Source organism: Tenacibaculum sp. M341, assembly GCF_004337695.1.
GTDB lineage: Bacteria > Bacteroidota > Bacteroidia > Flavobacteriales > Flavobacteriaceae > Polaribacter.
In genome coordinates, this window is sequence record NZ_SJXJ01000003.1 from 180466 (window position 1) to 205785 (window position 25320).

Below are 25320 nucleotides of genomic sequence, written 5' to 3' on the forward strand. Positions count from 1 at the left end.
TAAAGCAAATTAATTTTCAAAAGTGGAAATAAATAGAATCAAAGTTGTTCTTGCAGAGACTAAAAGAAAAAACAAATGGTTAGCTGAACAATTAAATAAGGATGAATCGACAATATCTCAATGGTGTACAAATGCTAGACAACCTTCATTAGATACATTATTAAATATAGCTAATGTATTAAATGTTGATATTAGACTTTTATTAAACTCAACAACAGATAAATAAATGGAGAATAAAAAGACATATATTGATTTATTCTCAGGGTGTGGAGGACTCTCGCTTGGACTTCATAATGCTGGCTGGAAAGGAGTTTTTGCAGTTGAAAAAAGTGAAGATGCTTTTAAAACATTAGAACATAATTTAATTAAAAAGAAAAAGCATTTTGAATGGCCTAATTGGTTGGGAAAACCAAAAAATCACGATATTAATGAAATAATAGAGCATCATTCTAAAAATTTAAAATCTTTAAGAGGTAAAATTGATTTAGTTGCGGGAGGGCCTCCTTGCCAAGGTTTTTCAATGGCAGGTAGAAGGATTGAAAATGATTCAAGAAATGATTTAATCAATTCATACGTAAAGTTTATTGATTTAGTAAAACCTAAATTAATTTTTTTTGAAAATGTAAAAGGATTTACTCAAGGCTTTAAAAAAAACAACACAAAAGGTGAAGCCTATTCTATTTATGTAAAAAAAGAACTTGAAAAAGTTGGATACTCTGTAAAAGGTCAATTAATAAACTTTGCCGATTACGGAATACCACAAAAAAGAACAAGATTTATTTTAGTAGGTATTCAAAATAGTTTTGTTGAAAGTACTCCAAACCTTAATGAAGAGACATTTTTTGAGGAAATTAAAAATAACAAAGAAGCTTTTTTAATAAATAAAAAACTTACTATTAATCCGACTTTAGAAAATGCAATTTCAGATTTACTGCAATCTAACGGAGTTATTGATTCCGAAACTCCAAATTTCAAAGCTGGAATTTATGGAGAAATAAAATCTGATTATCAAAAATATCTTAGGAAATACAAAAGGCAAGAAAGTAAAGTTGATAGTCATAGATTTGCAAAACATACAGATGTTGTAAAAAACAGATTTCAAATTGCTTTAAATGAAAACTTGACGAGTGCAACATATAGGGAACGATTTAACCTAAAAAAGAGTAGCACAAAAATTCTAGACGCAAATAAGCCTACTCCTACAATAACAACTTTACCTGATGATTATATACATTATTGCGAACCAAGAATTATGACTGTTCGCGAATATGCTCGTATACAGTCATTTCCAGATACTTATCAATTTAAAGGAAAATATACAACTGGCGGTAAAAGAAGAACACAAGAAGTTCCTAGATATTCACAAATTGGAAATGCAATTCCTCCTTTATTTGGAGAACAGGCAGGTTTAGTTTTAAAACAACTAATTCAATAATGGGAAATGAATTAGAGTTTAAAATAAGTACTGGTTTAAAAGATATCATCGGTAAGGATTTAATTACTGATGAATTTATTGCCGTTTTTGAATTAGTTAAAAATTCTTACGATGCATTTGCTAAAAATGTAATCATTACAATTGAGGATGATAAATTAATTATTTCGGATGATGGAAAAGGAATGTCCTTAGATGATTTAAAAAACAAATGGTTATTTGTCGCTTATTCAGCAAAAAAAGATAATTCTGAAGACAACAATGATTCTGGCAAAAACGAATCATATCGTGATATAATTCAAGAAAGAAAACATTATGCCGGTGCAAAAGGTATTGGTAGGTTCTCCAGTGATAGATTAGGAAAAGTACTTACCATAAAAACAAAAAAAAATGATTCAAAATTAGAAGAATTAGAAATTGATTGGTCTAAATTTGAAACCAATCAAAAAAACACATTTGAAACTGTAAAAGTTAACCACAATACACTTGATAAAACTGTAAAATTCCCTAAAAACTCTAACTCTGGAACTATCTTAGAAATCTCTAACTTATACAATGTATGGGATAGAACGAGAATATTAGCTTTAAAACACTCTCTTGAAAAACTAATAAACCCTTTTTCTGAAAAAAATGACTTCAATATTGAAATTATTTGCAAAAAGGAATTAAGCGAAGACAGAAATGGGGTTTACACAACTGGGAGTAAAGAAATTAAGGGAAAAAAATATTTTGACAGAGATAAAGTAAACGGTTCTATAAAAAATGCAATTCTTGACATTTTAGAATTAAAGACTTCTCAAATTACTTTTAAAATTTCAAAAGGTAAAATTGAAACTCAGATAATTGATAGAGGAGAATTAATTTATCACATAAAAGAACCTTCAAAAGAGTTTAAAATAATCAAAAACCTGCAAATTGATTTATATTTTTTAAATCGTTCAGCTAAACACAACTTCTCTCTAAAAATGGGAATTCAACCAATACAATTTGGTTCTATATTCTTATTTAAAAATGGATTTAGAGTGCAACCTTTTGGTGAAAAAGGTGATGATAGTTGGGGTATAGATTTTAGAGCTCAACAAGGTTATAATAGATTTTTAGGAACTAGAAACTTATTTGGACGAGTTTCAATTTCGACAAATGACACGGAACAATTCAAAGAAGTATCTAGTAGAGATGGAGGTTTAATAGAAACTCCTGGCTACTATGAATTAATGAATGCATTTAAATTAGCTCATAGAAGACTTGAAAGATATGTAGTTGGAGTACTTTGGGGTGAAGGATTTAAAAGGCAAAAATATTTTGGAAACAATGTTGATAAAGCAGAACAATATAAACTTCAATTATCAACAGATAAAGATTCTGAAAATATAGATGTTATAAAATCTAATTTAGGTAGTAAACTAGATTTTATTCAAATTATTAAAAGTTTAAGTAATAATAAAGAAGTTGAAATTATTGATTTTAATAGGGACTTCATTGATTTAGTAAATGAAAAAATTGATGAGTCACAAATTAAATTTATTTCAGATTTAAAAGATATTGCTGAAAAAACAAGTGACCACAAACTTCAAAATAAAGTAGATAATATAGAAAAAGCTTTCGAAAAGTTAAAAAAAGAAAAAGAAAAAGCCGAAAAAAGAGCAAAAGAAGAAGAAAGGAGAAGAAAAGAAGCTGAAAAAAGAGCTGAGTTAGAAAAGAAAAAAAGAGAGCTTGAAGAAAAGAAGAGAAAAGAGGCTGAAGAAAAAAAGAGAAAAGCTGAGCTAGAAACAGTAAAAAAAGAGAAAGAAAGAGCTTTAGCTGAATTAGCGCAATTAAAAGCTGAAAAAAAAGCGCGTGAAGAAAAAGAGAAAAGAAAAGACATATCAGATAAACTCTCTATTGAAACCAAAAAAAATCAGTATTTAACTGCAACAAGGAAAACATTAAGTGATGATGCAGAGCAATTAGTACATTCAATAGATTTGTATGTTGGTAATGCTTCAAAATATGTTACCGAACTACTTACATCAGATATAAATGAGCAAACCAAATCCAAAATCTACTCAATTAAGAGTAACATTGATAAGGCTATTAAAGTCTCACAAATAATTATTAAGTCTAACTTTGATTATAAGTTTACTAACCAAAGAATAAATTTACCACAATACATCAAAGAATATCTAAATGATATTAATACTTCTAGAAAAGACGTTACTATCAAAACAGGAAATTTATTTGAGAAGTACTCATTAATAAATCCAATAGACATTGACATTATTCTTGATAATTTGGTTTCCAATTCTATTAAGGCTAAATCAAAAAATATTTTAGTTGAATTTTCTAAGAACAATAAAAATTTAGAAATTCTATATTATGATGATGGAATTGGCTTAAGTGAATTACTTTCTAAAAACCCTAAATCTATCTTTGAACTGGGTGTGAGAGACTCTAAAGAGAAAGGTTCAGGTATTGGTATGTTTGATGTAAAAAAAAGAATTACAAATCTTAAGGGGTCAATTGATTTTATTGGAAATAATATAAAATTGAAAGGAGCTTCGTTTAAAATAGTTTTGAAATGAGTCAAATAGAATTAAATTATTTAGTATTCGATGATGATCCTGAAGCCATTAATCAATACCACAATAAAATTAAAATAAGTGGGTGTATTATAACACCTATTGTTATTAATCCGATAGATTTTTACGATGCTGACTTAAATAAGTTTGAAGTTGAAAAATTCAAAAAAGGAATAATTCAAAAAACAAAAGGAAGAAATATCAATCTAATTATAACTGACTGGAATATTTTACCTGAAAATGAAGGGTTTTTAGGCATTAAAGGATGGGATATAATTGAATGGGTAATAGAAACTAAAGAAAAATGGAAAAGTCGCACTTTCTTAATTTACTCATCTGATATAAAAAAAGCTTCAGATTATGTTTTGCAAAAAATTAAAAAGGAAATAGAAGAGAAACCTGGAGATATTATTCCTTCTTTAGAATTTATACGAGAAATTATTGAGTTAAAAATAAAGTTTTGTAAAAGGAATGAGCAAAGATTTGAAGAAATAAAAACTTTGTTAAAAGAATCCAATACAATTTCAAATGTAGTACTTGATTCATTAATATCATTCGATGAAAATACACTAATAAATACTGGGAATTCTGATTATGATGGTAAGAAAATATCAGAGATTTTAAATTTTAATAACCAAGATATTGGTGGCTTAAAATTCATTCGTGAATTTATTGAGTTATCAATTGCTCATTATTCTGATTTAAATGAATAATTATAAAAGTATTGTAATCATACATGCCAAGGATAACTCAACTTTATTTTTAAGTAAATTTAAAGAAGAATTTGATAATATTTATTATTCATTTTCTTCTGATGAAAAATCGATTCAAAAGGCAAAAGAATTGATTTGTGATTTAGAACCTAAATCTCTAATTATTTATTTAGGACACGGAAGTTCTTCTGGACTCTATATCCCTGATAATACATTTGACTATCAAAAATATTTTATTGATACAACTCAAGCAAATTTTTATTTTGACGAGCATGATATATTTTTATTGACTTGCAAGTCAAATGAATTTATAAAAAAAATATACAAACCTAATTTCTCAATTGGATTTGGAAATATTATAAGTTCAAAAGAAGAATTAGATCATCATAATAAATACTCTGAAATAAAAAAAATATTAAGTGTTGATGAGATTGATTTGTTTAATAATATATATGTAAAATCCTCAATTAAAGTTATCAAATTATTAATAAATGAAAAGATTCAATTCATTGATTTACCAAAATATTTACGTTTTCAATTTAACCAAGAGATAAATAAAATTTTATTAAATAAAAAAAATAATAATAGGATTGAATTAGCAAAATTACTATTTGAATTAAGGAATAAAATTGTAATCAAACAGAATTTAAGATCGTAAATAAAATCGACTATAAACTACTACTTTGTGGTATCTTCTATAGTAATAGGAATACTCTTTTGAGAATTATGGAGTTTTAGCTCTTTAATATCAGCAGGCATACTTATTCCGTTTTTAGAAATTATGTTTTTAACATTTTTAATAACCTCACTTTTGGTTTCTAAGGCACCTCTTTTATATTCTTTCGTTTTTGTCCAAAAAATCACCTTTAAGTTTACAGTACTTACCCCTAAGTTGTCAACGGTAACAAAACATTTATGTTCTTCAGTATCAATAACACCTAGTGTACCAATAACAGCCTTCAAAATTAGCTTTTTAGCAATATCAATACTATCATCATAATCAATACCTACCATAAAATCATTTCTATAATAACCATCTTCAGTATAATTGTATACCGCTTTTTTAATAATATCACTGTTAGGAATGTACACGTCTCTACCATCAAAAGTTTTAAGTTTGGTATATCTAAACTCTAACCCTTTTACTTTACCGAAAATATCATCAACTTTAACGGTGTCGTTAATATCAAAAGGTCTTTTAAAAGAAAGAATAACACCAGAAATAAAGTTTTCGCCAATATCTTTAAAAGCAAAACCAATAATTACAGTAGAGGCACCAACGGCAGCCAATAAACCAGTTGCAATACTTTGTAAGCCAGCTATTTTTAAAGCCAGCATTATTACAAGTGCTAATATTCCTAGTTTAAGAGTTCTACTTAAAAAATTAGTCATTAATTCATCGTGCGTTCTTTTAGAGATCGTTTTTTTAAATGCATTAGCAATGAATTTAGAAAGTAAGAATCCGACGGTTATTATTAAAATACTAACAATGATTTTTGGAATCATTTCAATAAGACTATTCCAGTTTTCTATAATCGTATTTTTTAGTTTTAATAAAGAGTTTTCAAAGTTCATAAGAGAAATGTTTTTTATATGATGTTTTACAAGTTTTTGGATGTTTTTTTGTGTTCTCCGTTATGACTCTTGTTCTCTTAAGTAAGCCTCTCTATATTTTGCTTTTTGAAGTTTTTCTCTGTTTTGAATAGAAGGTTTTTTGTATTCTTTTTTGTCTTTAATTTGTTGTAAAACTTTGGTTTGTCTGTATTTTCGTTTATATCTTTTTAAGGCTCTTTCTATATTTTCGCCATCTTTAATTTCAATTCGTAACATATATAGTTTTTTGTTAATATCAGTTTCTAGGGTAATAAAGGTTTTAGTAGTTTTTGTAATAAAAACTATGGGTTTACCACTTTTAAGTGGTTTTTCTACCTCTTATTAAAGAAATGATAAACAGTACTAAAAAAATAAAGAATAGAATTTTAGCTATTTCTATAGAGGTTCCGGCAACTCCTGAGAATCCTAAAACTCCTGCGATTAAAGAAATGATTAAAAAGGTGATGGTCCATCGTAACATATATTTAAAGTTTTATTGTTAATAATTGTTTTTGTGAGTTACAAAATTACAGGGACGTTAAGGTTCGTCTTAGCTCATTTGTAATAAACATTGATTCATTTGCTTTGATATGAAATGAGCAAATAATCCAATGAAATGAACAAAAGCGTCAATGTGTTTAACAGTAGTTTTGTGTAAATTTTAAATTATAAAACAATGAAACAAGGACCAGAAGATTTTAAAGTATTAAAAAAGAATGCTGAAAAAAGAGATAGAAATTACATTTTTCAAAATAATAAAATTACACGTGTAGGTTTCTATATTGTATTAACATGTATTTTAATAGGAATATCCATGGTAGTAGTATCTGGAGTTTATCAATAATAGCTTGTGAAGTATAAATTATCAAATAAAGCAAGCTTAGCTTTGTTAAAGCAAGAGTTGGGAGTAGAGGTGAAATACCCTCTAATTTACAAACCAAAATTAAAAATAGATGGAAATAAAGAACAAGTAATTTCAGTAATAACAGAAGAAGACTCAAAAGTAATTGTGCCAGCTATCTGGGGTATTTTACCTCATTTATATGAAGGTAGCTGGCGCAAGTTTCAAAAAATGAAAAATACATTACATGTAACTACAGATACCATTTTTAATAATGTATTGAGTAAAGAAGCACTACAGCAGCGTAGGTGTTTAATTGTAGTGACAGGATTTTACATATATTGTTTAAATGGAACCAAAATAAACGATCTTTTAGTAGAAAAAGAAACAGTAAAACCGTTTTATTTAGCAGGAATTTATAATGTGCTTAAAGATGGTTTTATTACCTGTGCAGTTATTAATACAGAAGCAAATGTAACGTTAACAACATCTAATAATCTGTACGATACGATGCCTTTAGAAATACCACGTTTGTTGGCAAATACTTGGTTGCATAAAAAAACACCTTTGAGTGAAATAAGGCGAATACTATCAACACCATATACAACAGAACTTAAATTAAATAAAGCAACCAAAGTTTAATGATATTATTATACAGTATATATTTTGTAAGTGTACTTTGGGCTGTTTTTAGTGTTTTACTTCATGGAGCAAGACCTACCAGATCAATAGGTTGGTTGTTAGTAGTAATAATTTTTCCTTTTTTAGGAGTCGCTATGTATCTCTTGTTTGGGCTTAATCGTAAAAAGTTTAAGTTTTTACAGTTAGATTTTTCAGCTAAACGAAAGTTGTACAATCTAAATCATAAAGGTAAAGCGAATACGAAGTTTACAATAGAAAAATATCAAAGAATAGAACAATTACTAAAGAACAGTTCAGGTTTTCCTGCAGTTGAGCACAATAATATTCAATTGTTAAAAGAAGGAAACGAAGTGTTTGATAGTATTTTTTTTGAATTATCTAAAGCTGAAAAGTTTATTCATATTCAGTATTATATAATTGAAAATGGAGCGTTATTAAATAGATTAATTAATTTGTTGATAGATAAGCTTGATAAAGGTGTTGAGGTTAGAATTTTGTATGATGCATTTGGTAGTTATGGATGGAAGAATGAAGGAGTACGAAAACTAGAGCGATTAGGGGCAGCTATTTATCCGATATTACCTTTAAAATATGAAACAGTGTTATCAACACTGAATTATAGAAATCATCAAAAAATAATAGTTATTGATGGAGTATTGGCTTTTGCAGGAGGTGTAAACATATCTGATAAGTATGTGAAAAGTACTTCAAATTTAGGGATTTGGAATGATTTACATTTAAAAATAGAGGGACCAATGGTTGATCATTTACACAGAGTTTTTATTAAGGATTACTATTTTACAACGAATAAAAAATTACTAGAAGGAGAAAAGTATTTACCTGTTCAAGAGAAGAAAGGAAATGTGTTAGGTCAAATAGTTGTAGGCGGACCAGATTTAGATTATCAATCTATATTATACCAATACACTATGATGATGCATTTGGCAGATAAAAACATTTATATTGAAAACCCTTATTTTATTCCAGATAAAACATTACTTGAAGCTATAAAAATGGCTGTTTTAAGAGGAGTGAAAGTTGTTGTTATGGTACCTAAAAAAAGTGATAGTATAATGGCTAAGAATAGTATGTATGCTAATTTTGAAAATTTATTAAAAGCAGGAGTAGAAATACGGGTATTAAAGAATGTTTTTTCTCACAGTAAATTAATAATTGTAGACAACAAAATAGCCTCCATAGGTTCAGGGAATTTTGATTACAGAAGTTTTGAGCATAATTATGAGGTGAATTCGTTATTGTATAACGAAGCGATAGCTGAAGAGTTGGCTATTGATTTTGAAAACAAAAAAGAAAGCTGTGAGATTTTAGATTACGAGTCTTTTAAAAAAAGAAATATTGGGGCTAAACTTTTGGAGGGATGCGCCAAAATATTTAGTCCGTTATTGTAATTTTTCTTCAATATATTCTTTAGCTTTTTCATAAATATCGTCTACTTCTTTTTTACTAAATCCACTAAACTCATCTAAAGGAAAGCATGCGGTAGCATAGGTTTTAAAGAATTTGTATTCTTCTGAAGCTAAAGAGAGCAATTTAAAAGAATGCTCTAATACATTTAGCGTAGAGTTTAATTTATCGTTAGTTTTAACAGAAGGATATACCACGTAACTTCCAATTACAGGATATTCTGATTTTTTGAACGGCATAAGAGGAAAATTATCAAGAACTCCTCCGTCCGAATATAATTCGCCATTAATTTCTACAGGATTAAATAAACCAGGAATTGCGCACGAAGCCAGTACAGGTTTTAATAGTTCTCCTTTACTAAAATAATGAGTAGCACCTCTGTTTAAATTGGTAGTTGAAACATACAGTGGAGTATGTAATTCTTCAAAAGTAGGTTTTATTTTGTTTTTAATTAAGCGTAAATAATTACTAGAATCAAAAATACCAGCTTTAGCAAAAGTGATCCAAGAATATTGAAAAATATCGGTAGTTCTAAAAAAGTCTAACATTTCTTCTGTAGATAGTCCAGAGGCATACATAGATCCAACCAAAGAACCAGCACTACAGGCTGAAATTGCGTTAATTTTAATGTTTCTTTCATTTAAAGCTTCAATAAAAGCAATATGTGCAACGCCTTTTTCACCTCCACCACTTAACACTAAATTTACAGGAGTATCGGGTGTAAGTTCATTCAATTTACCAATAGAACAATTAAAAGGTTTGATAATCATTAGCTTATTTTTTTCTGAATTTATTCAACTTCTTCAACACAAAAGTGTTGTTGTGGTAATTATAAACAGAATTAAAAAAGTAAACAAGAAATTCTTTAAAATAATAACTGCATCAAGCAATTTTAATATCAGCTTCTTGTTTGTTTTTTAAAAACTTACTTGGGCTAATTCCGTATTTCTTTTTAAAAATTTTAGAAAAGTAACTACGGCTACTAAATCCTATTGAATACACCACCTGAGAAATGTTGTAATCTGAATTATTTAGTAAATCGCGCGCTTCTTCTAAGCGTATATGACGCAAATATTCAATTACTGTTCTTGAAAATAGTAATTTGAATCCTTCTTGAAGTTTTGCTTGCGTTAACCCAATTTCATCAGCCAAATCACTTACAATATACTCATCAGCAACATTTTTATTAATACGCTGTGCTAGTTTTCGAATGGCTTTTATTTCTTTTTTAGTAAGCGTTGTTTGTAAATCATCATTCAGCTTAACATCTTTATTATGTTGTAAAATATGTTCAGATAAAATTTGATAAATGATACCTTCTTTTATCAGCATTCGTATCATCCCTTTTTGCTTTACCTTATTAAACTGCTTAATTAAATTGGTTAGTTTTAAATTATACGTGCCAAAATAAGCAAATACGTTTTCATGTTGCTGATCATGAAAAACTTCATATAAACGTTTGTTAAGTAAATTACCATCATTCATACGTTTCTTTAAAAATTGAATTCTACTAATTTGAATAATATGAATGTGAATTTTAATGTTTTTTTCAAAATACCCGTAGTTAAATCCACCATCTTTACTAGTAATAATAACAGATTGAAAAGTGTCTAACTTCCTTTTTTTATCTTCTTTTTCAAATCTATGAAAACAGTATCCTTCGCTGGTATAAGTAAAATGAATTGGGTTGTATTCAGAAGTGTCCATAACAAGCGTTATGTCATCTAAAAACGTAATATCATATTCTAATATGCTCGCACCCCATTCAAGAGTAAAAAAAGTAATCTTACCTTTTGCATTTTCATTATCTACATTCAACACATATTCACCCCAACGTTCGGTAATAGTTCCTCCAATAACTTCTTGAATTTGTAATACAGTACCTCTAGTGTCTTTAGCGGTAATATTGATAGTTTTCATAAGGTTGATTTAACAGGTATAAAGATAAGTAATGTTTGATTGAGTTAAAATTTAAAAAATCATAAAAGTGTTTTTTAAATGAGCAAAGATCTGAATCAAATGAACAAATAAACTACTTAAAGGCAACGTAACTTTGTAGTGCACAAAGATGTGAATAGGTAAGCATCTCAAAAGAAAATTACTGATAAATTAAAAACAAAATATTATGTACAGTTATACAGAACAAGTAGCAAGTAAATTAAATGGATTATTGAAGAAAAGTTATGATGCCGAAAAAGGATACAGAACTTTATCTGAAAACGCAGAGAGTAATGTTTTGACTAATTTTTTTGAGAGAAAAGCGAATGAACGTAAAGATTTTGGTCGTGAATTGAGAAGAGAAATTAGAGCTTTTGGTGAAGATCCAGAAAAAAATGGAAGTTTCACAGGAGTAGCACACAGAGCATGGATTAATACAAAATCATTGATATCAGTAGATAGTGATGAGGCAATGTTAGAAGAAGCTTTGAGGGGAGAAAAAGCAGCTATTAAAGAATATAATGATGTTATAAATTCTGAAGAACACTTACCTCAAGGTATTACAAACGTTTTGAAGTCTCAAAGAAACTCGATTTTACACGATGCTACAAATATTAAGGCTTTAGAGGATGTTAAATAGTTGTTTTTAGTTTTTATATGATGTTTGAGCCTCAGTCAGTTTATGGCTGGGGCTTTTTCATGTAAAAAACTATTAATTTTTATAACAAACAGGTAAAATTTCACCTTTAGCAAGAGCGTGTTTTTCTACTAAATTTGAAGATAATGTTTTGGTGTAATCAATTTCGTTAACCTCAAAACCAATAGAACGAAGTTTGTCAAAGTAATCTTTACCATATACACGCACATGATCATACTGACCAAAAATTCTAGCTCTTTCTTTAGGATCAGTTATAGAATCATCTTCAAAAGTTGTTGTTCTTGATAAATCTTGTGGAATTTGAAAAATTCCCAAACCACCAGGTTTTAAAACTCGGAAAAGTTCCTGCATGGCTTTTGTATCGTCAGGAATGTGTTCTAGCACGTGGTTGCAAAAAATAATATCAAAAGAATTGTCTTCAAAAGGTAAATTGCAAATGTCTGCTTTCACATCTGCAATAGGTGATTCTAAATCTGTTGTAGTATATATTAAGTTTTGCTGTTTTCTGAATCGTTTTAAAAAACATTGCTCAGGAGCAAAATGGAGCAGTGATTTTTTTTCAGTAGCAGTAAAAAAATCAGTCTCATTTTTTAAATACAACCATAATAAGCGATGTCTTTCTAAAGACAAAGTACTAGGAGATAATACATTTTCTCTTTGGGTTTCATATCCATATGGAAGCATCTTACGAAAAGATTTCCCATCAATAGGATCTGTAAACTTGTTTCCTTTTAGCCAAAAAGCCAAAGCAGGACGTACCAAATAGCTAGCCTTTATTAATATAGGGCGAGGTATTGTATTAAGTATAGTTTTAAAAAGAGACAACTTATTATAGAGATTTGATTCTGATTAACAGTAAAATTAACTTAAAGCTTGTCTAAACTCATCTTCTTCATTACTTTCAATACCCAAAGCATCATAAATATATTGGAAAGTAGAAAGTAATTCAGGCTTACCATTAACAATAGCTACATCGTGTTCAAAGTGAGCAGAAGGTTTGTTGTCTAAGGTTGTAATAGTCCAACCATCTTTATGCTGACGGATTTTATGAGTTCCCATATTAGTCATAGGCTCAATAGCAACAACCATTCCTTCAACAAATTTTTTACCTCTACCTCTTCTTCCGTAGTTAGGCATTTCCGGATCTTCATGCATTGTTTTACCTAATCCATGACCTACTAATTCTCTTACAACGCCGTATCCGTGTTTTTCAGTAAATTGTTGAATAGCGTACCCTACATCACCAACTCTGTTACCTACTTTAAGTTCTCTAATACCAACGTATAAACTTTCTTTAGTAACATCAAGTAATTTTTGAGTTTCAGGAGCTATTTCACCAACAGGAAAAGTATAGGCATGATCTCCATAAAAATCATTTTTAATAGCGCCACAATCTATAGAGATGATATCTCCTTCTACCAAAGGAGTATTGTTAGGAATTCCGTGTACTACTTGAGAATTCGGACTCATACACAAAGTGTTCGGAAAGTCATACAGACCTAAAAAACCAGGAATTGCTCCTTGTTCTCTAATAAACTCTTCAGCTAATTTGTCTAAAAATAATGTAGATACACCAGGTTTAACTTCTTTAGCAAGCATTCCTAATGTTTTTGAAACTACAAGAGCGCTTTCGCGCATTAATTCTATTTCTTCTCTGGTTTTTTGTATAATCATCTCTGTGTAGAAAAATTAAGTCTACAAATATAGTTCATTCATAAAAAACAAAAGAACAAACTATCAGCTTAATTATTCATAAGCGTGTTTATATCCTTTTTCAGATACTATTTGTAATATATCGTGTTCTAAAGAAGCATTATTTACAGAATGTTCTACAAATCGACCGATTTCTTTTCCTTTTTTGTAAAAAATAAAGGTAGGTACTCGTTCAATATTATAACCTTTTTCTAAGCCATTTGCTGTTTTTCCTCTGTTAACAGTTACAAAAGACAACTGTTTTTCGTCAAAATTAGTTTCTTCTAAAATTTTATAAAATTTAGGCACTTCTCTTTTACTATCACCACACCATGTACCCATAAAAGCTTTAATAGTTACATCTTTTAAATAAGGCTTTAAAGCTTCTATAGTATTTTTATCAGTGCTATAATTTCTTAAAGTACCATTAAACCAGCTACTACCAAAAGGTTCTTGTTGAAAATCTTTTTTAGTAACGTACCCTACTAAGTTTCCGCTAGCATCTTTAACAGCAGGTACTTTAGTAGTTGTATTTTGAGTTTTATTATAACTAGCACAAGAAGAAATTATTGCTACAATAGCTAATACTATTATTTTTTTCATACTAAACTAATGGTTCTTGAGTCATTTCTTTAGGTTGATCAACTCCAATTAATTTTAAAATAGTTGGAGCCATGTCTCCTAAAATACCATTTTTTATTGATTTTAATTCTTTGTCGATCAAAATTAAAGGAACCGGATTAGTGGTATGTGCTGTGTTTGGAGAACCATCTTCATTAATCATCGTTTCACAATTTCCATGATCAGCTATTAATAATGTGGTATAATCATTTGCTAAGGCAGCAGTAACTACATCATTTACACATGTGTCTACAACTTCACAGGCTTTTACAGCTGCATTAAAATCTCCTGTATGTCCAACCATATCACCATTGGCAAAGTTCAAACAAACAAAATCAGTTTCGCCTTTGTTTAATTCAGGTACAATAGCATCACGAATTTCAAAAGCACTCATTTCTGGTTGTAAATCGTAAGTAGCTACTTTTGGAGATGGACAAAGTAAACGCTTTTCACCTTCAAATTCTTTTTCTCTTCCTCCAGAGAAGAAAAAAGTAACGTGTGGATACTTTTCTGTTTCTGCAATTCTGATTTGCTTTTTAGAAGCTTTTTCTAACACTTCTCCTAAAGTGTTTTCAATGTTTTTATTATCGTAAATTACTTTAATGTCTTTAAAAGTAGCGTCATAATTTGTCATAGTAACAAAGTATAACGGAAGTTTTTTCATGTCAAACTCAGTAAAATCTCTTTGACTTAAAGCATCAGTTAATTGTCTACCTCTATCAGTTCTAAAATTAAAGAAGATCACAATATCGTCTTCATTAATAGTAGTTTTAGGTTGATTGTTAGCATCAACCATAATAATTGGTTTTATAAACTCATCAGTAACATCATTGGCATAACTTTCAGCAATACTTTTACTAGCGTCAGAAGAAAATTCACCTTTACCATTCACAAGTGCATTGTATGCTAAACTTACTCTTTCCCATCTAGTATCTCTATCCATAGCATAATATCTACCCGTAATACTTGCAAGTTCACCAGTAGTGTTTTTCATATGCTCTTGAATTTCTTCAATAAAAGATTGTCCAGATTTAGGATCAGTATCTCTTCCGTCAGTAAAAGCATGTAAAAAGATATTTTCAATATCAGCATTATCAGCAGCGGTAAGTAAACCTTTTAAATGATTGATGTGAGAATGGATTCCTCCATCAGAAACCAAACCTAATAAATGAATGTTTTTATTATTCGTTTTAGCGTATTCAAAAGCATTTACCAACTCTTGTTCTTTAGAAAGAGTGTTGTCTTTAATAGCTTTATTGATTTTAGCTAAATTCTGATATACAATTCTACCAGCACCTAAATTGATATGACCAACTTCTGAATTTCCCATTTGTCCTTCAGGAAGTCCAACAAATTCACCGTCAGTTCTTAATTCAGAATGAGGATATTTTTGATACAAAGAATCTATAAAAGGTGTATTGGCTTTGTCTACAGCAGATATTTCTGGGTTAGGAGAAATTCCCCAACCATCTAAAATCATTAAAATAACTTTCTTGTTCATTATGGTACGGTTTGAACAGTAAAAGTACTAAAGATTTTTAAGGGATTTCTAAAATTTAACGAAACCGATTGCGAGCAGAATTGCTAAGCAAAAGATAATCAAAGGTATTGCTTTAGATAACATTTCTCGGTTAGCTTCTTTTTTAGTGTTTTCTCTAATTTTTTTTAATTCATTTTCAGTAGCGTTGTTTTTAAAATATAATTCTCCTTTTTCTTTAAAGTCATATTTTTCTAATTTTTTTAAAGCGCTTACACGTTCACGTTTATTATTTTTTAAACTAGTAACCATTGCCGATACGGCTCCTCCAAAACTCATACTTTTTCTTTTTTAATTACGATTTTTTAAAATATTATAATACCAGTTAAAAACATAGCAGAAATAAAAACAAGTGAGAATACAATATAGTTGATCAATACTTCTTCTTTAGCGTCTGTTTTTGCCTGTACTTTTATGAATTCTAATTCATTTTTAGTTGCTTTATTTTTAAAATACAATTTACCTTCTTCTTTAAAATTATATTTTTCTAATTTGTCAATAACACTCACTCGAGGGCGTTTGTTGTTTTTTAAACTGACATTCATAGTTGGAAATCCCATATTTTTCTTTTTTAAAATTTTATAATTCCTGTTAATAATAAAGTAGATACAGAAATTAAAGTATACACAGCGTAATTTATTAAAGTGTCTCTTTTAGCATCTTTTAAAGCTTGTTTTCTAATTTTATTTAATAATTTAGGAGTAGCTTTGTTTTTAAAGTATAGTTTACCTTTTTCTTTAAAATTGTATTTTTTTAATTTTTCAATAGCACTTACTCTTTTTCTTTTGTTGCTTTTTATTATTGCAATCATTCCTGAAGCTGTCATATATTTTTCTTTTAAATTGTTTTATTTATCAGTAGTATATTTTTTAAAAACGTTACATATTTAGCAAAAAAAAGAGGTGAAATTATTTATTCCACCTCTTTGTTATGTATTGATATTTAGTTAGCTATACTTTCTGATAGCTTCTTTAATTTTTTGAATTCTATTTTCAGGATCAGGGTGTGTACTTTGAAATTCTGGAACTCGATTTGGACCTGCAGCTGCTTTTAAAATTTCCATTACATTAATTAAATATCTAGGATCATAACCAGCATCAAGCATTAATTTTACCCCAATTTCATCACTCTCTAATTCATCACCTCTACCATTTTTTAACAATGTTTGTTGTCCAATATTATTAGCTAAATTTCCCATGTCAGCACCAACAGAAGCTCCCATAGTAATTAATTTCCAAAAGTTAGCTTCGCTAATTCGTTCGTTAGAATGTTTTCCTAAAACATGTCCAATTTCATGCCCTAAAACTCCGGCAACCATATCTTCGTTCAATCTCCCATTGCTATCTGTAAGTTTAGAAAACAAAGCATACGTAATAAAAATTTGTCCGCCTGGTAGGGCGAAAGCATTAATTGCTCTGTCGTCTTTTAATAGGTGAAATTCATATTTATAAGCTGATTTTTTAGCGATAGAATTGTCTACCAATTTTTTTCCTATTTGATCAACATATGCTTGATATTGATTGTTAGGATACAACCCTCCATGTTGATTAGCCATGGCAGGAGCTTGTCGAATACCAATTTGAATTTCTTGTTCGGTATTCAAACTAATGGTTTGCATTTTTCCTGTATAGGGGTTCTCTTGTCGCTGACTACACTTTCGTAAATAAGCAAAAGCAACAATTGCCACACCTATAATTAAACGAAACTTTAATCCTCCTCTTCTCATGTTCTTTGATTTTATGTTATATATAAAGATACAAAAAACTCCGATTTTTAGATTGTTTTTGAGGAAATGAGTATTTTTATGCTCTGAAATAAATTCTATTTTTTTGTATGAAAACTAACTTTGAACTTAATGAAGTAACAAAAAAATTGCCTAAACATTTACATAAGTTTGTTGTAAAGCAACCTTATGATGAATATACGGCTCAAAATCAAGCAGTGTGGAGGTATGTAATGAAGATGAATGTAGATTATTTGAGTAAGGTAGCGCATGAATCATATATTGAAGGTTTACAAAAAACAGGAATTTCAATAGATACTATTCCTAGAATGGAGGGAATGAATCGTATTTTGAAAGAAATTGGCTGGGCAGCTGTTTCTGTAGATGGATTTATTCCACCAAACGCTTTTATGGAGTTTCAAGCCTATAATGTATTGGTGATAGCTTCTGATATGCGAACTATAGATCACATAAAATACACACCTGCACCAGATATTATTCATGAAGCAGCGGGGCATGCACCAATTATAGCAAACCCAGAATATGCTGAATATTTAAGAAGGTTTGGAGAAATAGGAGCAAAGGCAATTTCTTCTGCTAGAGATTATGAAATGTATGAGGCAATTCGTTTGTTATCTATTTTGAAAGAAAACCCAAATGCATCTCAAAAAGAAATTCAAGAAGCACAAGAGAAGGTTGAATGGCTTCAAAATAATATGGGAGAGCTGTCAGAAATGGCTCAGATTAGAAATTTACATTGGTGGACTGTAGAGTATGGTTTGATTGGTACTGTTGAGAATCCAAAAATTTATGGAGCAGGATTGTTATCTTCCATAGGAGAAAGTAAATGGTGTATGCAAGATGCAGTTAAAAAACTACCTTATACTTTAGAGGCGTCAAATGTTTCTTTTGATATTACAAAACCTCAACCACAATTATTTGTAACTCCAGATTTTGCACATTTAAGTTTGGTGTTAGAGCAGTATGCAAATACAATGGGAATTCGAAAAGGTGGATTAACAGGAGTAAAAAAGTTAATCGACTCAAAAAATTTGGGAACTATAGAATTGTCTACAGGAGTTCAAATTTCGGGAGTATTTTCAAATGTGATTGCAGATAAAAATAACAAACCAATTTACATTCAAACTACTGGAGGAACTGCTTTGGCTAATAGAGATAAAGAATTGATAGGTCATGGAACAGCTTATCATGCCGAAGGTTATGGTAGTCCGATAGGAAAATTAAAAGGAATTAATATTCCGATAGAAAATATGAGTCCGAGAGATTTGGAAGCGTATGGGATTTATGAAGGGAAAAATGTAGTCTTAGAGTTTGAAGGAGGAATAAAAGTTGAAGGAGAAGTAATTACAGGTACTAGAGATTTAAGAGGAAGAATTCAGTTAATTTCATTTAAGAACTGTACTGTAACTCATAATGAAATGGTGTTATTCCATCCAGATTGGGGAATTTATGACATGGCTGTTGGAGTAGAAGTAATTTCTGCATATGCAGGTCCTGCGGATGCTAATTCTTTTGAAGATATTGGTAAGGTTTCTGAAACTAAAACTCATAAAATAGATTACAGTGATACTGATAAGGAGTTGTACAAACTTTATACAGAGGTAAGAGAGATAAGAGAAAAGAATGAAGTTTCTGAAGATAAAGTTACTCTTGTTTTTAATAGGGTTAAAACTAGTTTTAATAATGACTGGTTATTGGCATTAGAATTGTATGAATTAGCTGTAATTAACGACTATGAAATAAAGAATGAAATAAAAATCTATTTAGAGGGCTTACAAGCATCAAATAAAGATTTTGAAAGTTTAATAGATAGTGGTTTATCACTATTGAATGATAAGCAAGCAGTTTAATGAATTTTTTAAAAAGAATATTTAGCGGAAAAAATATGGCAAACCAAATACAAGAATATTTAGAAAAAGGAGCAGTTGTTTTAGATGTTAGAACAATTGCTGAGTGGAATGAAGGGCATAGCGAAGGAGCAAAGCATATTGTTTTAAATACCATTCCAGAAAATATAGAAGAGATAAAATCTTGGGACAAACCAGTTATTGCGGTTTGTAGAAGTGGAGGAAGAAGCGGACAAGCTACTGAGTTTTTGCAAGGTCATGGTATTGATATTATCAATGGAGGACCTTGGGGAGATGTAGATCAATATTTATAGAGAGCGATTTTTTCAAACGAAAAGCAGTACAATAAATAACCTGTTTATTTTTAGATAGTAAAAAATTACAATATCAAAAAATAAACAGGTTATTTCGTTATACTAAATTTAGTGAGAGGTTTTTTAGTTTTGTAATTATATAGGAAACTACCAACTAAAATACAATGTGTTGAATATTAATTAAAGAGAAACACCTACCAAAATACCAGCACCAATTCCGGCAGCGCCAATAAGTATTTTTTCAAATAACCTTTTTCTTCGTTCTCGCTTTGTGGCTTTTTCAGCTATTTCTAAGCTTTTGTTGGCTTTTTCTAAACTGTTTAAGGTTAAATCTAGTGCTTTTTGAGTATTAGCAAGTGTTAATTGTGTTCGTTCATAAACAGCTCTATCTAATGAGTCGCTTTCAGAAAAATTAATTTTTAAACGACGTTCTAAATCAATGTTTTTTCGAAGTGCTTGAGCATATCTTTTTACAAGTTCTTGCGTCATTTGATCTTTATTGACGGTGCTTTCATACACATTTTTAATTGCTAAAAAAGATTTTTTATTAACTAAATAAACTTCAGGTGTTTTAAATAAGTATAAGCTGTCTTTTTTTACAGTTATTGGTTCTCCTATATGGTTGGCGTAAGAACTTGGAATTGTAATAATATTTAAAGAGTCTTTGGTTTGACTAAAACCAATATATGAGACTGCGATTAAAAGGAATAGGATTAGTTTTTTCATGATTTTTTGGCTTTTTTAGAGGTGTTTAATTGTTTTTTAAACCGAAGAGACGATCTAGAATTAATCTGTCTTCAGTTAGCTTGTCGTTGGTGATTTTTATAGAATCTTTAATTCGCATTAAATCTTCCCAATCTTTAGCATTTCTTTTTTCAAAAGAAAGAATTAAAGAATCTCTTTTATGAATAATTAAATCTTTTTGAGCTTTCATCTTTTTAAACTCCATTTGAGCATTTTTTAGCTCGTTTTGTACAGAAATAATTGTTTCTTTTGAGTTTTTAAGCTCTTCTTTGGTGTTTTTAAGTTCTGTAGAAATAATATTTAAATTATCGTTGGAACTTAAAGTAAAATAACCAATTACAATTAAAAAAACGATGACTATTATTTGGAGTATGGTGTTGATATTGGAGTTTTTCATAGGTTAATAGGTTTGTTTGGTTGATTTTTTAATTAATAGATGTTATTCCAATCAAAAGCAGGTCCAATATCCCATTTTCCTGAAGTTCTGTAATTAACATGAGAAACAATGCCTCTGAAATTTGTTAACTCGTTTTTAGATAAAGTTTCAAATCTTTTTTCTTCAGGTAAAAACTCTCTAGGTATGTTGTATTGTGCGGTTAAATAGTCTAATAATATACATAAACTTGCATACTGTTTTTTAGTGAAGTTTGCATAGTACATTTCTCCACGATATGGACTATCTAGTTTTGTGTAAAATTGAGTATCGTTTAGAGTGCAGTACACATCGTTGTCATTGTATACAGTCACTAGTTTATCATCTATCCTTTTTAAAAAGCCAATATTTGATATCTCAATAGCAATTGTTCTTTTACTGCCTTTGGTGTTACCTCCAACAGCGCCAGATCCTAAATGATAAGACCAATAAGCGGAAGACCATAGGTTAAGAATACTACCGTTTCTAGCAATAATAAAAGGTGTAGAAACATGATAGTTTGGTCTAGACAGTGCGGCTACATCGCCTTTTAAATATCCGGCTGTATAGTGAAGAACAATCTGTGTTTTTTTGTTTTTTTCTTGATAGTAAAATGAACTATCGTTGTTTTTTGGTTTGCAGTTAACATAAGACATTGTATTGGTAGTTCCTTTAATAGGTACGCTCATGTTTTTTAAAACGAACTCTTTTCCGTCGGAATCTCTTCCTGTTTCAAAAAAAGTTCGTTCATGTTTGGGTATACTTGTAGCTTTCATTTTCTTATTTGGTTTGAGCAATTAGCAAAATTACATTCGAAATATATGATTATTAATCAAATAAATAGAATTGTAATTTTACTATTATTTTTTATGTTTTACCCCATAGAATTAATTCTTACAGAAGCTTTAACTATTGCCATAGCTCTAATTGTACTAATATTAATGTCTTTAGGTTGGTGATGTTGATTTTGTGATACCAGTTTTATGTAATCATCACCTTTTTCAGATTTTTGAATATATTTTACACTGATAAACTCTTCTCCAGCTATTTCTATAGAGATTAAATACATTTCTCCCCAGAAAATTTCATTACTGAAATCGTAAATTTGTTTGTAAGCAACAATGTCTCCACTTTTTAATAAAGGGTACATGCTGTCTCCGGTAACAAATACGGCACCATCGCATTTTGGTAAATTAGGAATAGTTAAAACACCAACTGGACTAGCATCGCCATGTGATTGAAATAATTCAACTAAACCAGCAACAGCTTCAATATTATATAAAGGAACTTCTTGTTTGCTTATTTCGTGATCCGTTTTTAATTTGAAAATGTTATCTGGTACAGAGTTAATTTTCTCTAGTAAAGCCGCATTATCTTCCATGTCATTTTCATTAAATAGCATTTCTCCTTTTCCAGTTAACAGCCATAAAGAGTTGTATTGAGGGTATTGTTCAACAATTTTAGTAAGCCATTTACTTTGAATGTCTGTTTTATTATTAAATGCTCTGCTTAAAACGCCTTTACTTGCTCCAATTTGTTTTTCTAAAGCCGTAATTTTAATATTCTCATGGTCTGCCATGAGTTTGATTCGATCTATAGTACTCATTATTTTTACGATTCTTACCTGTTAGTTTTTCCTTAATGTAAATTTCTATATGTACATTTTAACAAACCTTGTTTATTAAAATTTATTTTTTAATATCAAATATCCTACTCGAGATAAACTCTTTACACATTACTTTTTTGAAAAAGAAATAATTATCGCTTTTAAAAAGCATTCAATCTGCTATAGGGAATTGTTAATTGGAAATTCTGGAGCAAAGTTACAAAAAAATAATAAAAGGAAGTTAATTATCAATAAAATAAAGTTAAAAGGTAAAAATTTTCAACATTTATTTTTATTTGTTGAAAATTTTCAACTATATTTGTGTTGATAATTAGCACCTATAAATAGATGAAAGATGAGAAACAAAGGTAAAATAACAACAAAGAATAAGAAAATATCTACAGTTAAGGTTGAATTAAAATTTTTATGAAATAACAATTCACTGCAAAAAATTATCCATAAAAAATAAAGATTTGTAGAGGTTAACTGAAAAGAAAGAAAAAGTTTGTAATCTCTAAAGTAAAAAAAGAATACAACAGAATTTTACGTAAAGCTTATAAAAGTAGGCTTTTGAATGCAGAAAATCATTAAGCGACAAATGTCGCCCTGGATGAGTATTGGAAAAAGTTAACTGAATTTAAAAACATTGAAGAAATGAAGAAATCTAAAACGCTTAAAAAACGTATTGAAGATTACGAAGCGATACTACTGCAAAATTTTGATGATGAAATTTATGCAACATTATTACAAGAGAAAATAGAATTAGAGCAAAAATTAGAAGAAACAAAGAAAGATGAGAAGAATTAACATTGAAACCAGATTAAGTGAATTACGTAACGCAATTGCTTACAGTAGAAATGAAGGCAAAATAATGTCTATTGGTGAGGGGATTTGTTGTAATCAAGAGATTGCAGCTTGGCTTCGAGTATTAGAAGATGAGCATATGGAGCCAAAATATGTAGTGAGTGAAAGTATTAATGAGAAAATTACAACCATTAATAATTGTATAGATAAAGAGAATTGGGTAAGACCAGAAATAATTTAAAAAATTAAGCTAATGAAAACCTCGATTAACCTAGAGTCATTAACAGAAGAGCAATTAACTGAAGCCTTAGCGAAGAAAAGAGAAGAAAAAAAGCGAATAAATGCTAATAGAAAGAAAATTTTTAATGAAGAGAATGATTATTTCTGTAAAAGTACTGCTGAAAAATTTATTGAAATTTCAAATGCGCTTAAAATCTTAAAGGAAGAGACCATTACTGAAGCGTATCGTTTGTATAATGAAATGTTTTTGCTAAACGATAAAAAGCCAAAGGAAGTAAAGTCTTTTATGAGGAAAAATAAAGAAGGAAATATTATGGTAGTGGTAGATGCTCATGAGCGAATTGAGTTTACTGAAGAGGCTACTGTTCATATCAATACGATTAAAGATATTTTTAAAAATAAATTTTCTTCAAGAAATAAAGGACTGTATAATATTCTTGATGGATTGCTGATTAAAGGTAGAAAAGGAGAATATGATCCTAAATTATTGGCTAAATCAAGAAGGCAGGTGAAAGATTTAGGAGATGAAACGCTAATAAAAGAGTTTGATAAATTAACCGATTGTCAGAGAGTTGTTGGAACTTCCAGGTACTGTAGAGTAAAAGTGAAGGATACAAATGATAAGTGGCAAGATATTAATGTACAATTTTCAAGTTTGTAAAATCATGGAGAAGTTTAGATTGATAATCATTGGGGCATCATGCATGGTTTTATTAATAACTGTAGCGCTTATAAATCTTACTCATTTAAGTATAGATACCTTGTTAAAAACGCAAACAGCTGCAGCTTTAATAATGATCACATTTATTTTAATTCATTTTATGTTAGAAGAAAAAGATGCAGGAAGTTAAAATAAAACCAATTACCGAATCAAGTATTGTGATAGGTAAGAAAGTGGTGTACAAAGATGAAAATAGTAATTGGGTTTCTGTATCTAAATTATCTAAGCTAGAAACCAAAGCTTTTACCCGATATAAAATAGATGTTTTAGAAAACAATATCTCCCCATTGCCTGTAAAGGTGTACGATATTTGGAAACCTAAAAGGGAAAAAGTGTAAGTGAATAAGAATATTAAAAAAGTACGATAAAAAGCTTGGGATATTAAATTCCAATCATTTTAAAACCTTTTTTAATCACAAGTTAAATCTCTAAAAAAATAAAAAAAGATGGCAAGAAATAATGATTTAATCCTATTAAGAAACAAGAAAGTGAAACAACGTTACAGTCAAATTTCAATAAAAAATCCAAAATGGAAATATGACGCTTTACTAGAAACTTTATCATATGAATTTTTTATAAGCAAACGAACAATATCCGCTATTTTAAACGATGAAGGAGTTTATAAAAATGCTAAAAAGAAAGTGAAAGAAATTGTTTAAAACTACATATAAGCCAAAACCTCGTAATACAAAATTACAAATAAAGACATCTGTTACAGAATCAACAGATGTCTTTGTTGTTTTTAGAAAAGATTTTTAAAGAATGATGTAATTATTGGCTTCTATACGTTTTACAATACCTGTAGAAAAAGACATTCTAAAAGCAGGTTTTCCATATCTAAAACTTAAATCTTCTTCAGCAACTTGAGATAATTCAGAAAAAAACTTTCCAGAAGTTCCGTGTAATTCATCTACAATGCCATCCATAATTCTTAACATTTCGAGAGTACTTGGTTTGTTTTTGTCTAAAATATCAGTGTTTTCAAATTGTCTAAAGAAAACATAAATATCAATAGTTGCATTACCTTCTACAAAATCGACAGTTGTCTCTTCATATTCAATATTGCTAATAGATACATAAGCGGCTGGGTAACTGCTAATACTATTGGCATCTTCTTCAGAAAATTGACCTTTGTAAATGTCAATAATTTCAAAAAAGTTCATGTCTTTTAACTTTGAAGACAAGGATTCAAAAATTTCTATTCTTACGCTCATATTTATTTTGTTTTTTTGTGATTT

General features: G+C 29.2%; 35 protein-coding genes. 17 read left to right on the plus strand and 18 right to left on the minus strand.

Going from position 1 to position 25320, the window contains the following annotated elements; translation table 11 throughout:
- The first annotated feature begins 22 nt into the window (after positions 1-22).
- Genes EYW44_RS04300 through EYW44_RS04320 form a run of 5 tightly spaced genes read left to right on the plus strand, consistent with a single transcriptional unit; the run spans position 23 to position 5361 of the window.
- A complete protein-coding gene (locus EYW44_RS04300; protein WP_132722441.1) occupies positions 23-226 on the plus strand; it encodes a helix-turn-helix transcriptional regulator in 204 nt (67 codons plus the stop codon).
- Entirely contained in the window at positions 227-1435 is a 1209-nt protein-coding gene (locus tag EYW44_RS04305; RefSeq protein WP_132722442.1) for a DNA cytosine methyltransferase, read from the plus strand.
- Positions 1435-3993, plus strand: a complete 2559-nt coding sequence (locus EYW44_RS04310) for a sensor histidine kinase (protein WP_132722443.1) — start codon at positions 1435-1437, stop codon at positions 3991-3993. Before EYW44_RS04305 ends, EYW44_RS04310 begins: the two co-directional genes overlap by 1 nt.
- Entirely contained in the window at positions 3990-4703 is a 714-nt protein-coding gene (locus tag EYW44_RS04315) for a hypothetical protein (protein WP_132722444.1), read from the plus strand. Before EYW44_RS04310 ends, EYW44_RS04315 begins: the two co-directional genes overlap by 4 nt.
- Entirely contained in the window at positions 4696-5361 is a 666-nt protein-coding gene (locus tag EYW44_RS04320) for a hypothetical protein (protein WP_132722445.1), read from the plus strand. The genes EYW44_RS04315 and EYW44_RS04320 overlap by 8 nt, the downstream gene beginning before the upstream one ends.
- A 20-nt stretch (positions 5362-5381) precedes the next feature.
- Here EYW44_RS04320 and EYW44_RS04325 read toward each other — a convergent pair whose 3' ends face one another.
- The 3 genes from EYW44_RS04325 to EYW44_RS04335 all read right to left on the minus strand — a co-directional run bounded on the left by EYW44_RS04325 (position 5382) and on the right by EYW44_RS04335 (position 6777).
- Positions 5382-6278: a mechanosensitive ion channel family protein gene (locus tag EYW44_RS04325; protein WP_132722446.1), complete on the minus strand. Its 897-nt coding sequence runs from the start codon at positions 6276-6278 to the stop codon at positions 5382-5384.
- Between the two features lie 60 nt (positions 6279-6338).
- Complete coding sequence (gene rpsU, locus EYW44_RS04330; protein ID WP_132722447.1) at positions 6339-6533, minus strand: 30S ribosomal protein S21; 195 nt, start codon at positions 6531-6533, stop codon at positions 6339-6341.
- A gap of 82 nt (positions 6534-6615) precedes the next feature.
- Positions 6616-6777, minus strand: a complete 162-nt coding sequence (locus tag EYW44_RS04335) for a DUF1328 domain-containing protein (protein ID WP_132722448.1) — start codon at positions 6775-6777, stop codon at positions 6616-6618.
- 195 nt (positions 6778-6972) lie between these two features.
- Here EYW44_RS04335 and EYW44_RS22100 point away from each other — a divergent pair, with 195 nt between their 5' ends.
- From EYW44_RS22100 to cls, 3 genes are read left to right on the plus strand one after another with little or no spacing between them, the layout of a single operon-like run.
- Complete coding sequence (locus EYW44_RS22100; protein ID WP_165872156.1) at positions 6973-7140, plus strand: hypothetical protein; 168 nt, start codon at positions 6973-6975, stop codon at positions 7138-7140.
- Positions 7141-7146: 6 nt separating this feature from the next.
- On the plus strand, positions 7147-7779 hold the full coding sequence (locus tag EYW44_RS04340; protein WP_132722449.1) for an SOS response-associated peptidase family protein: 633 nt from the start codon (positions 7147-7149) through the stop codon (positions 7777-7779).
- Positions 7779-9188: a cardiolipin synthase gene (gene cls / locus EYW44_RS04345; RefSeq protein WP_132722450.1), complete on the plus strand. Its 1410-nt coding sequence runs from the start codon at positions 7779-7781 to the stop codon at positions 9186-9188. Before EYW44_RS04340 ends, cls begins: the two co-directional genes overlap by 1 nt.
- Here cls and EYW44_RS04350 read toward each other — a convergent pair.
- Positions 9180-9974 carry a patatin-like phospholipase family protein gene (locus EYW44_RS04350; RefSeq protein WP_132722451.1) on the minus strand — a complete coding sequence of 265 codons (795 nt, stop codon included), beginning with the start codon at positions 9972-9974 and terminating at the stop codon, positions 9180-9182. The two genes, cls and EYW44_RS04350, sit on opposite strands and share 9 nt — an antisense overlap.
- A 112-nt stretch (positions 9975-10086) precedes the next feature.
- Positions 10087-11124: a helix-turn-helix domain-containing protein gene (locus tag EYW44_RS04355; protein ID WP_132722452.1), complete on the minus strand. Its 1038-nt coding sequence runs from the start codon at positions 11122-11124 to the stop codon at positions 10087-10089.
- 205 nt (positions 11125-11329) lie between these two features.
- Here EYW44_RS04355 and EYW44_RS04360 point away from each other — a divergent pair, with 205 nt between their 5' ends.
- Positions 11330-11782 (plus strand): ferritin-like domain-containing protein, encoded by a 453-nt coding sequence (locus EYW44_RS04360; RefSeq protein ID WP_132722453.1) that lies wholly within the window; start codon positions 11330-11332, stop codon positions 11780-11782.
- Positions 11783-11854: 72 nt separating this feature from the next.
- On the opposite strand, the gene EYW44_RS04365 is transcribed toward EYW44_RS04360, so the two are convergent.
- From EYW44_RS04365 to EYW44_RS04400, 8 genes are all read right to left on the minus strand, one after another.
- Positions 11855-12625 (minus strand): class I SAM-dependent methyltransferase, encoded by a 771-nt coding sequence (locus EYW44_RS04365; RefSeq protein WP_132722454.1) that lies wholly within the window; start codon positions 12623-12625, stop codon positions 11855-11857.
- Between the two features lie 36 nt (positions 12626-12661).
- Entirely contained in the window at positions 12662-13474 is an 813-nt protein-coding gene (gene map, locus EYW44_RS04370) for a type I methionyl aminopeptidase (protein WP_132722455.1), read from the minus strand.
- A gap of 72 nt (positions 13475-13546) precedes the next feature.
- Positions 13547-14095 (minus strand): thioredoxin family protein, encoded by a 549-nt coding sequence (locus EYW44_RS04375; RefSeq protein WP_132722456.1) that lies wholly within the window; start codon positions 14093-14095, stop codon positions 13547-13549.
- 1 nt (position 14096) lies between these two features.
- Entirely contained in the window at positions 14097-15614 is a 1518-nt protein-coding gene (gene gpmI / locus EYW44_RS04380; RefSeq protein ID WP_132722457.1) for a 2,3-bisphosphoglycerate-independent phosphoglycerate mutase, read from the minus strand.
- A gap of 48 nt (positions 15615-15662) precedes the next feature.
- The gene (locus tag EYW44_RS04385) at positions 15663-15929 is read right to left on the minus strand and encodes a hypothetical protein (protein WP_132722458.1); all 267 of its coding nucleotides are present in this window, start codon (positions 15927-15929) and stop codon (positions 15663-15665) included.
- Between the two features lie 26 nt (positions 15930-15955).
- Positions 15956-16210: a hypothetical protein gene (locus EYW44_RS04390; protein WP_132722459.1), complete on the minus strand. Its 255-nt coding sequence runs from the start codon at positions 16208-16210 to the stop codon at positions 15956-15958.
- Positions 16211-16221: 11 nt separating this feature from the next.
- Positions 16222-16476, minus strand: coding sequence for a hypothetical protein (locus EYW44_RS04395; protein ID WP_132722460.1), 255 nt, complete (start codon positions 16474-16476; stop codon positions 16222-16224).
- Between the two features lie 120 nt (positions 16477-16596).
- Complete coding sequence (locus EYW44_RS04400) at positions 16597-17376, minus strand: M48 family metalloprotease (RefSeq protein WP_132722461.1); 780 nt, start codon at positions 17374-17376, stop codon at positions 16597-16599.
- A 107-nt stretch (positions 17377-17483) separates the two neighbouring features.
- Here EYW44_RS04400 and EYW44_RS04405 point away from each other — a divergent pair, with 107 nt between their 5' ends.
- A complete protein-coding gene (locus EYW44_RS04405; protein ID WP_132722462.1) occupies positions 17484-19244 on the plus strand; it encodes an aromatic amino acid hydroxylase in 1761 nt (586 codons plus the stop codon).
- A complete protein-coding gene (locus EYW44_RS04410) occupies positions 19244-19555 on the plus strand; it encodes a rhodanese-like domain-containing protein (protein ID WP_243643601.1) in 312 nt (103 codons plus the stop codon). The genes EYW44_RS04405 and EYW44_RS04410 overlap by 1 nt, the downstream gene beginning before the upstream one ends.
- Positions 19556-19735: 180 nt before the next feature.
- Here the strand turns inward: EYW44_RS04410 and EYW44_RS04415 are convergent, their stop codons facing one another.
- The 4 genes from EYW44_RS04415 to EYW44_RS04430 form a co-directional block, all read right to left on the minus strand.
- Positions 19736-20281 carry a hypothetical protein gene (locus tag EYW44_RS04415; RefSeq protein WP_132722464.1) on the minus strand — a complete coding sequence of 182 codons (546 nt, stop codon included), beginning with the start codon at positions 20279-20281 and terminating at the stop codon, positions 19736-19738.
- A 25-nt stretch (positions 20282-20306) separates the two neighbouring features.
- Positions 20307-20696, minus strand: a complete 390-nt coding sequence (locus EYW44_RS04420) for a hypothetical protein (protein ID WP_132722465.1) — start codon at positions 20694-20696, stop codon at positions 20307-20309.
- 32 nt (positions 20697-20728) lie between these two features.
- A complete protein-coding gene (locus EYW44_RS04425; protein ID WP_132722466.1) occupies positions 20729-21487 on the minus strand; it encodes an N-acetylmuramoyl-L-alanine amidase in 759 nt (252 codons plus the stop codon).
- A gap of 98 nt (positions 21488-21585) precedes the next feature.
- Positions 21586-22317, minus strand: coding sequence for a S24 family peptidase (locus tag EYW44_RS04430; protein ID WP_132722467.1), 732 nt, complete (start codon positions 22315-22317; stop codon positions 21586-21588).
- 654 nt (positions 22318-22971) lie between these two features.
- On the opposite strand from EYW44_RS04430, the gene EYW44_RS22105 reads away from it, so the two are divergent.
- The 6 genes from EYW44_RS22105 to EYW44_RS04455 all read left to right on the plus strand — a co-directional run bounded on the left by EYW44_RS22105 (position 22972) and on the right by EYW44_RS04455 (position 24741).
- The gene (locus EYW44_RS22105; RefSeq protein ID WP_165872157.1) at positions 22972-23124 is read left to right on the plus strand and encodes a hypothetical protein; all 153 of its coding nucleotides are present in this window, start codon (positions 22972-22974) and stop codon (positions 23122-23124) included.
- Positions 23111-23362 (plus strand): hypothetical protein, encoded by a 252-nt coding sequence (locus tag EYW44_RS04435; RefSeq protein ID WP_132722468.1) that lies wholly within the window; start codon positions 23111-23113, stop codon positions 23360-23362. Before EYW44_RS22105 ends, EYW44_RS04435 begins: the two co-directional genes overlap by 14 nt.
- 12 nt (positions 23363-23374) lie before the next feature.
- The gene (locus tag EYW44_RS04440) at positions 23375-24022 is read left to right on the plus strand and encodes a DUF3164 family protein (protein WP_132722469.1); all 648 of its coding nucleotides are present in this window, start codon (positions 23375-23377) and stop codon (positions 24020-24022) included.
- A 4-nt stretch (positions 24023-24026) separates the two neighbouring features.
- Positions 24027-24212 carry a hypothetical protein gene (locus EYW44_RS04445; protein WP_132722470.1) on the plus strand — a complete coding sequence of 62 codons (186 nt, stop codon included), beginning with the start codon at positions 24027-24029 and terminating at the stop codon, positions 24210-24212.
- Entirely contained in the window at positions 24199-24420 is a 222-nt protein-coding gene (locus EYW44_RS04450; protein WP_132722471.1) for a hypothetical protein, read from the plus strand. The genes EYW44_RS04445 and EYW44_RS04450 overlap by 14 nt, the downstream gene beginning before the upstream one ends.
- Positions 24421-24528: 108 nt before the next feature.
- A complete protein-coding gene (locus tag EYW44_RS04455; RefSeq protein ID WP_132722472.1) occupies positions 24529-24741 on the plus strand; it encodes a hypothetical protein in 213 nt (70 codons plus the stop codon).
- Between the two features lie 96 nt (positions 24742-24837).
- Here EYW44_RS04455 and EYW44_RS04460 read toward each other — a convergent pair whose 3' ends face one another.
- Positions 24838-25296, minus strand: coding sequence for a hypothetical protein (locus EYW44_RS04460; protein WP_132722473.1), 459 nt, complete (start codon positions 25294-25296; stop codon positions 24838-24840).
- Between the last annotated feature and the right edge of the window lie 24 nt (positions 25297-25320).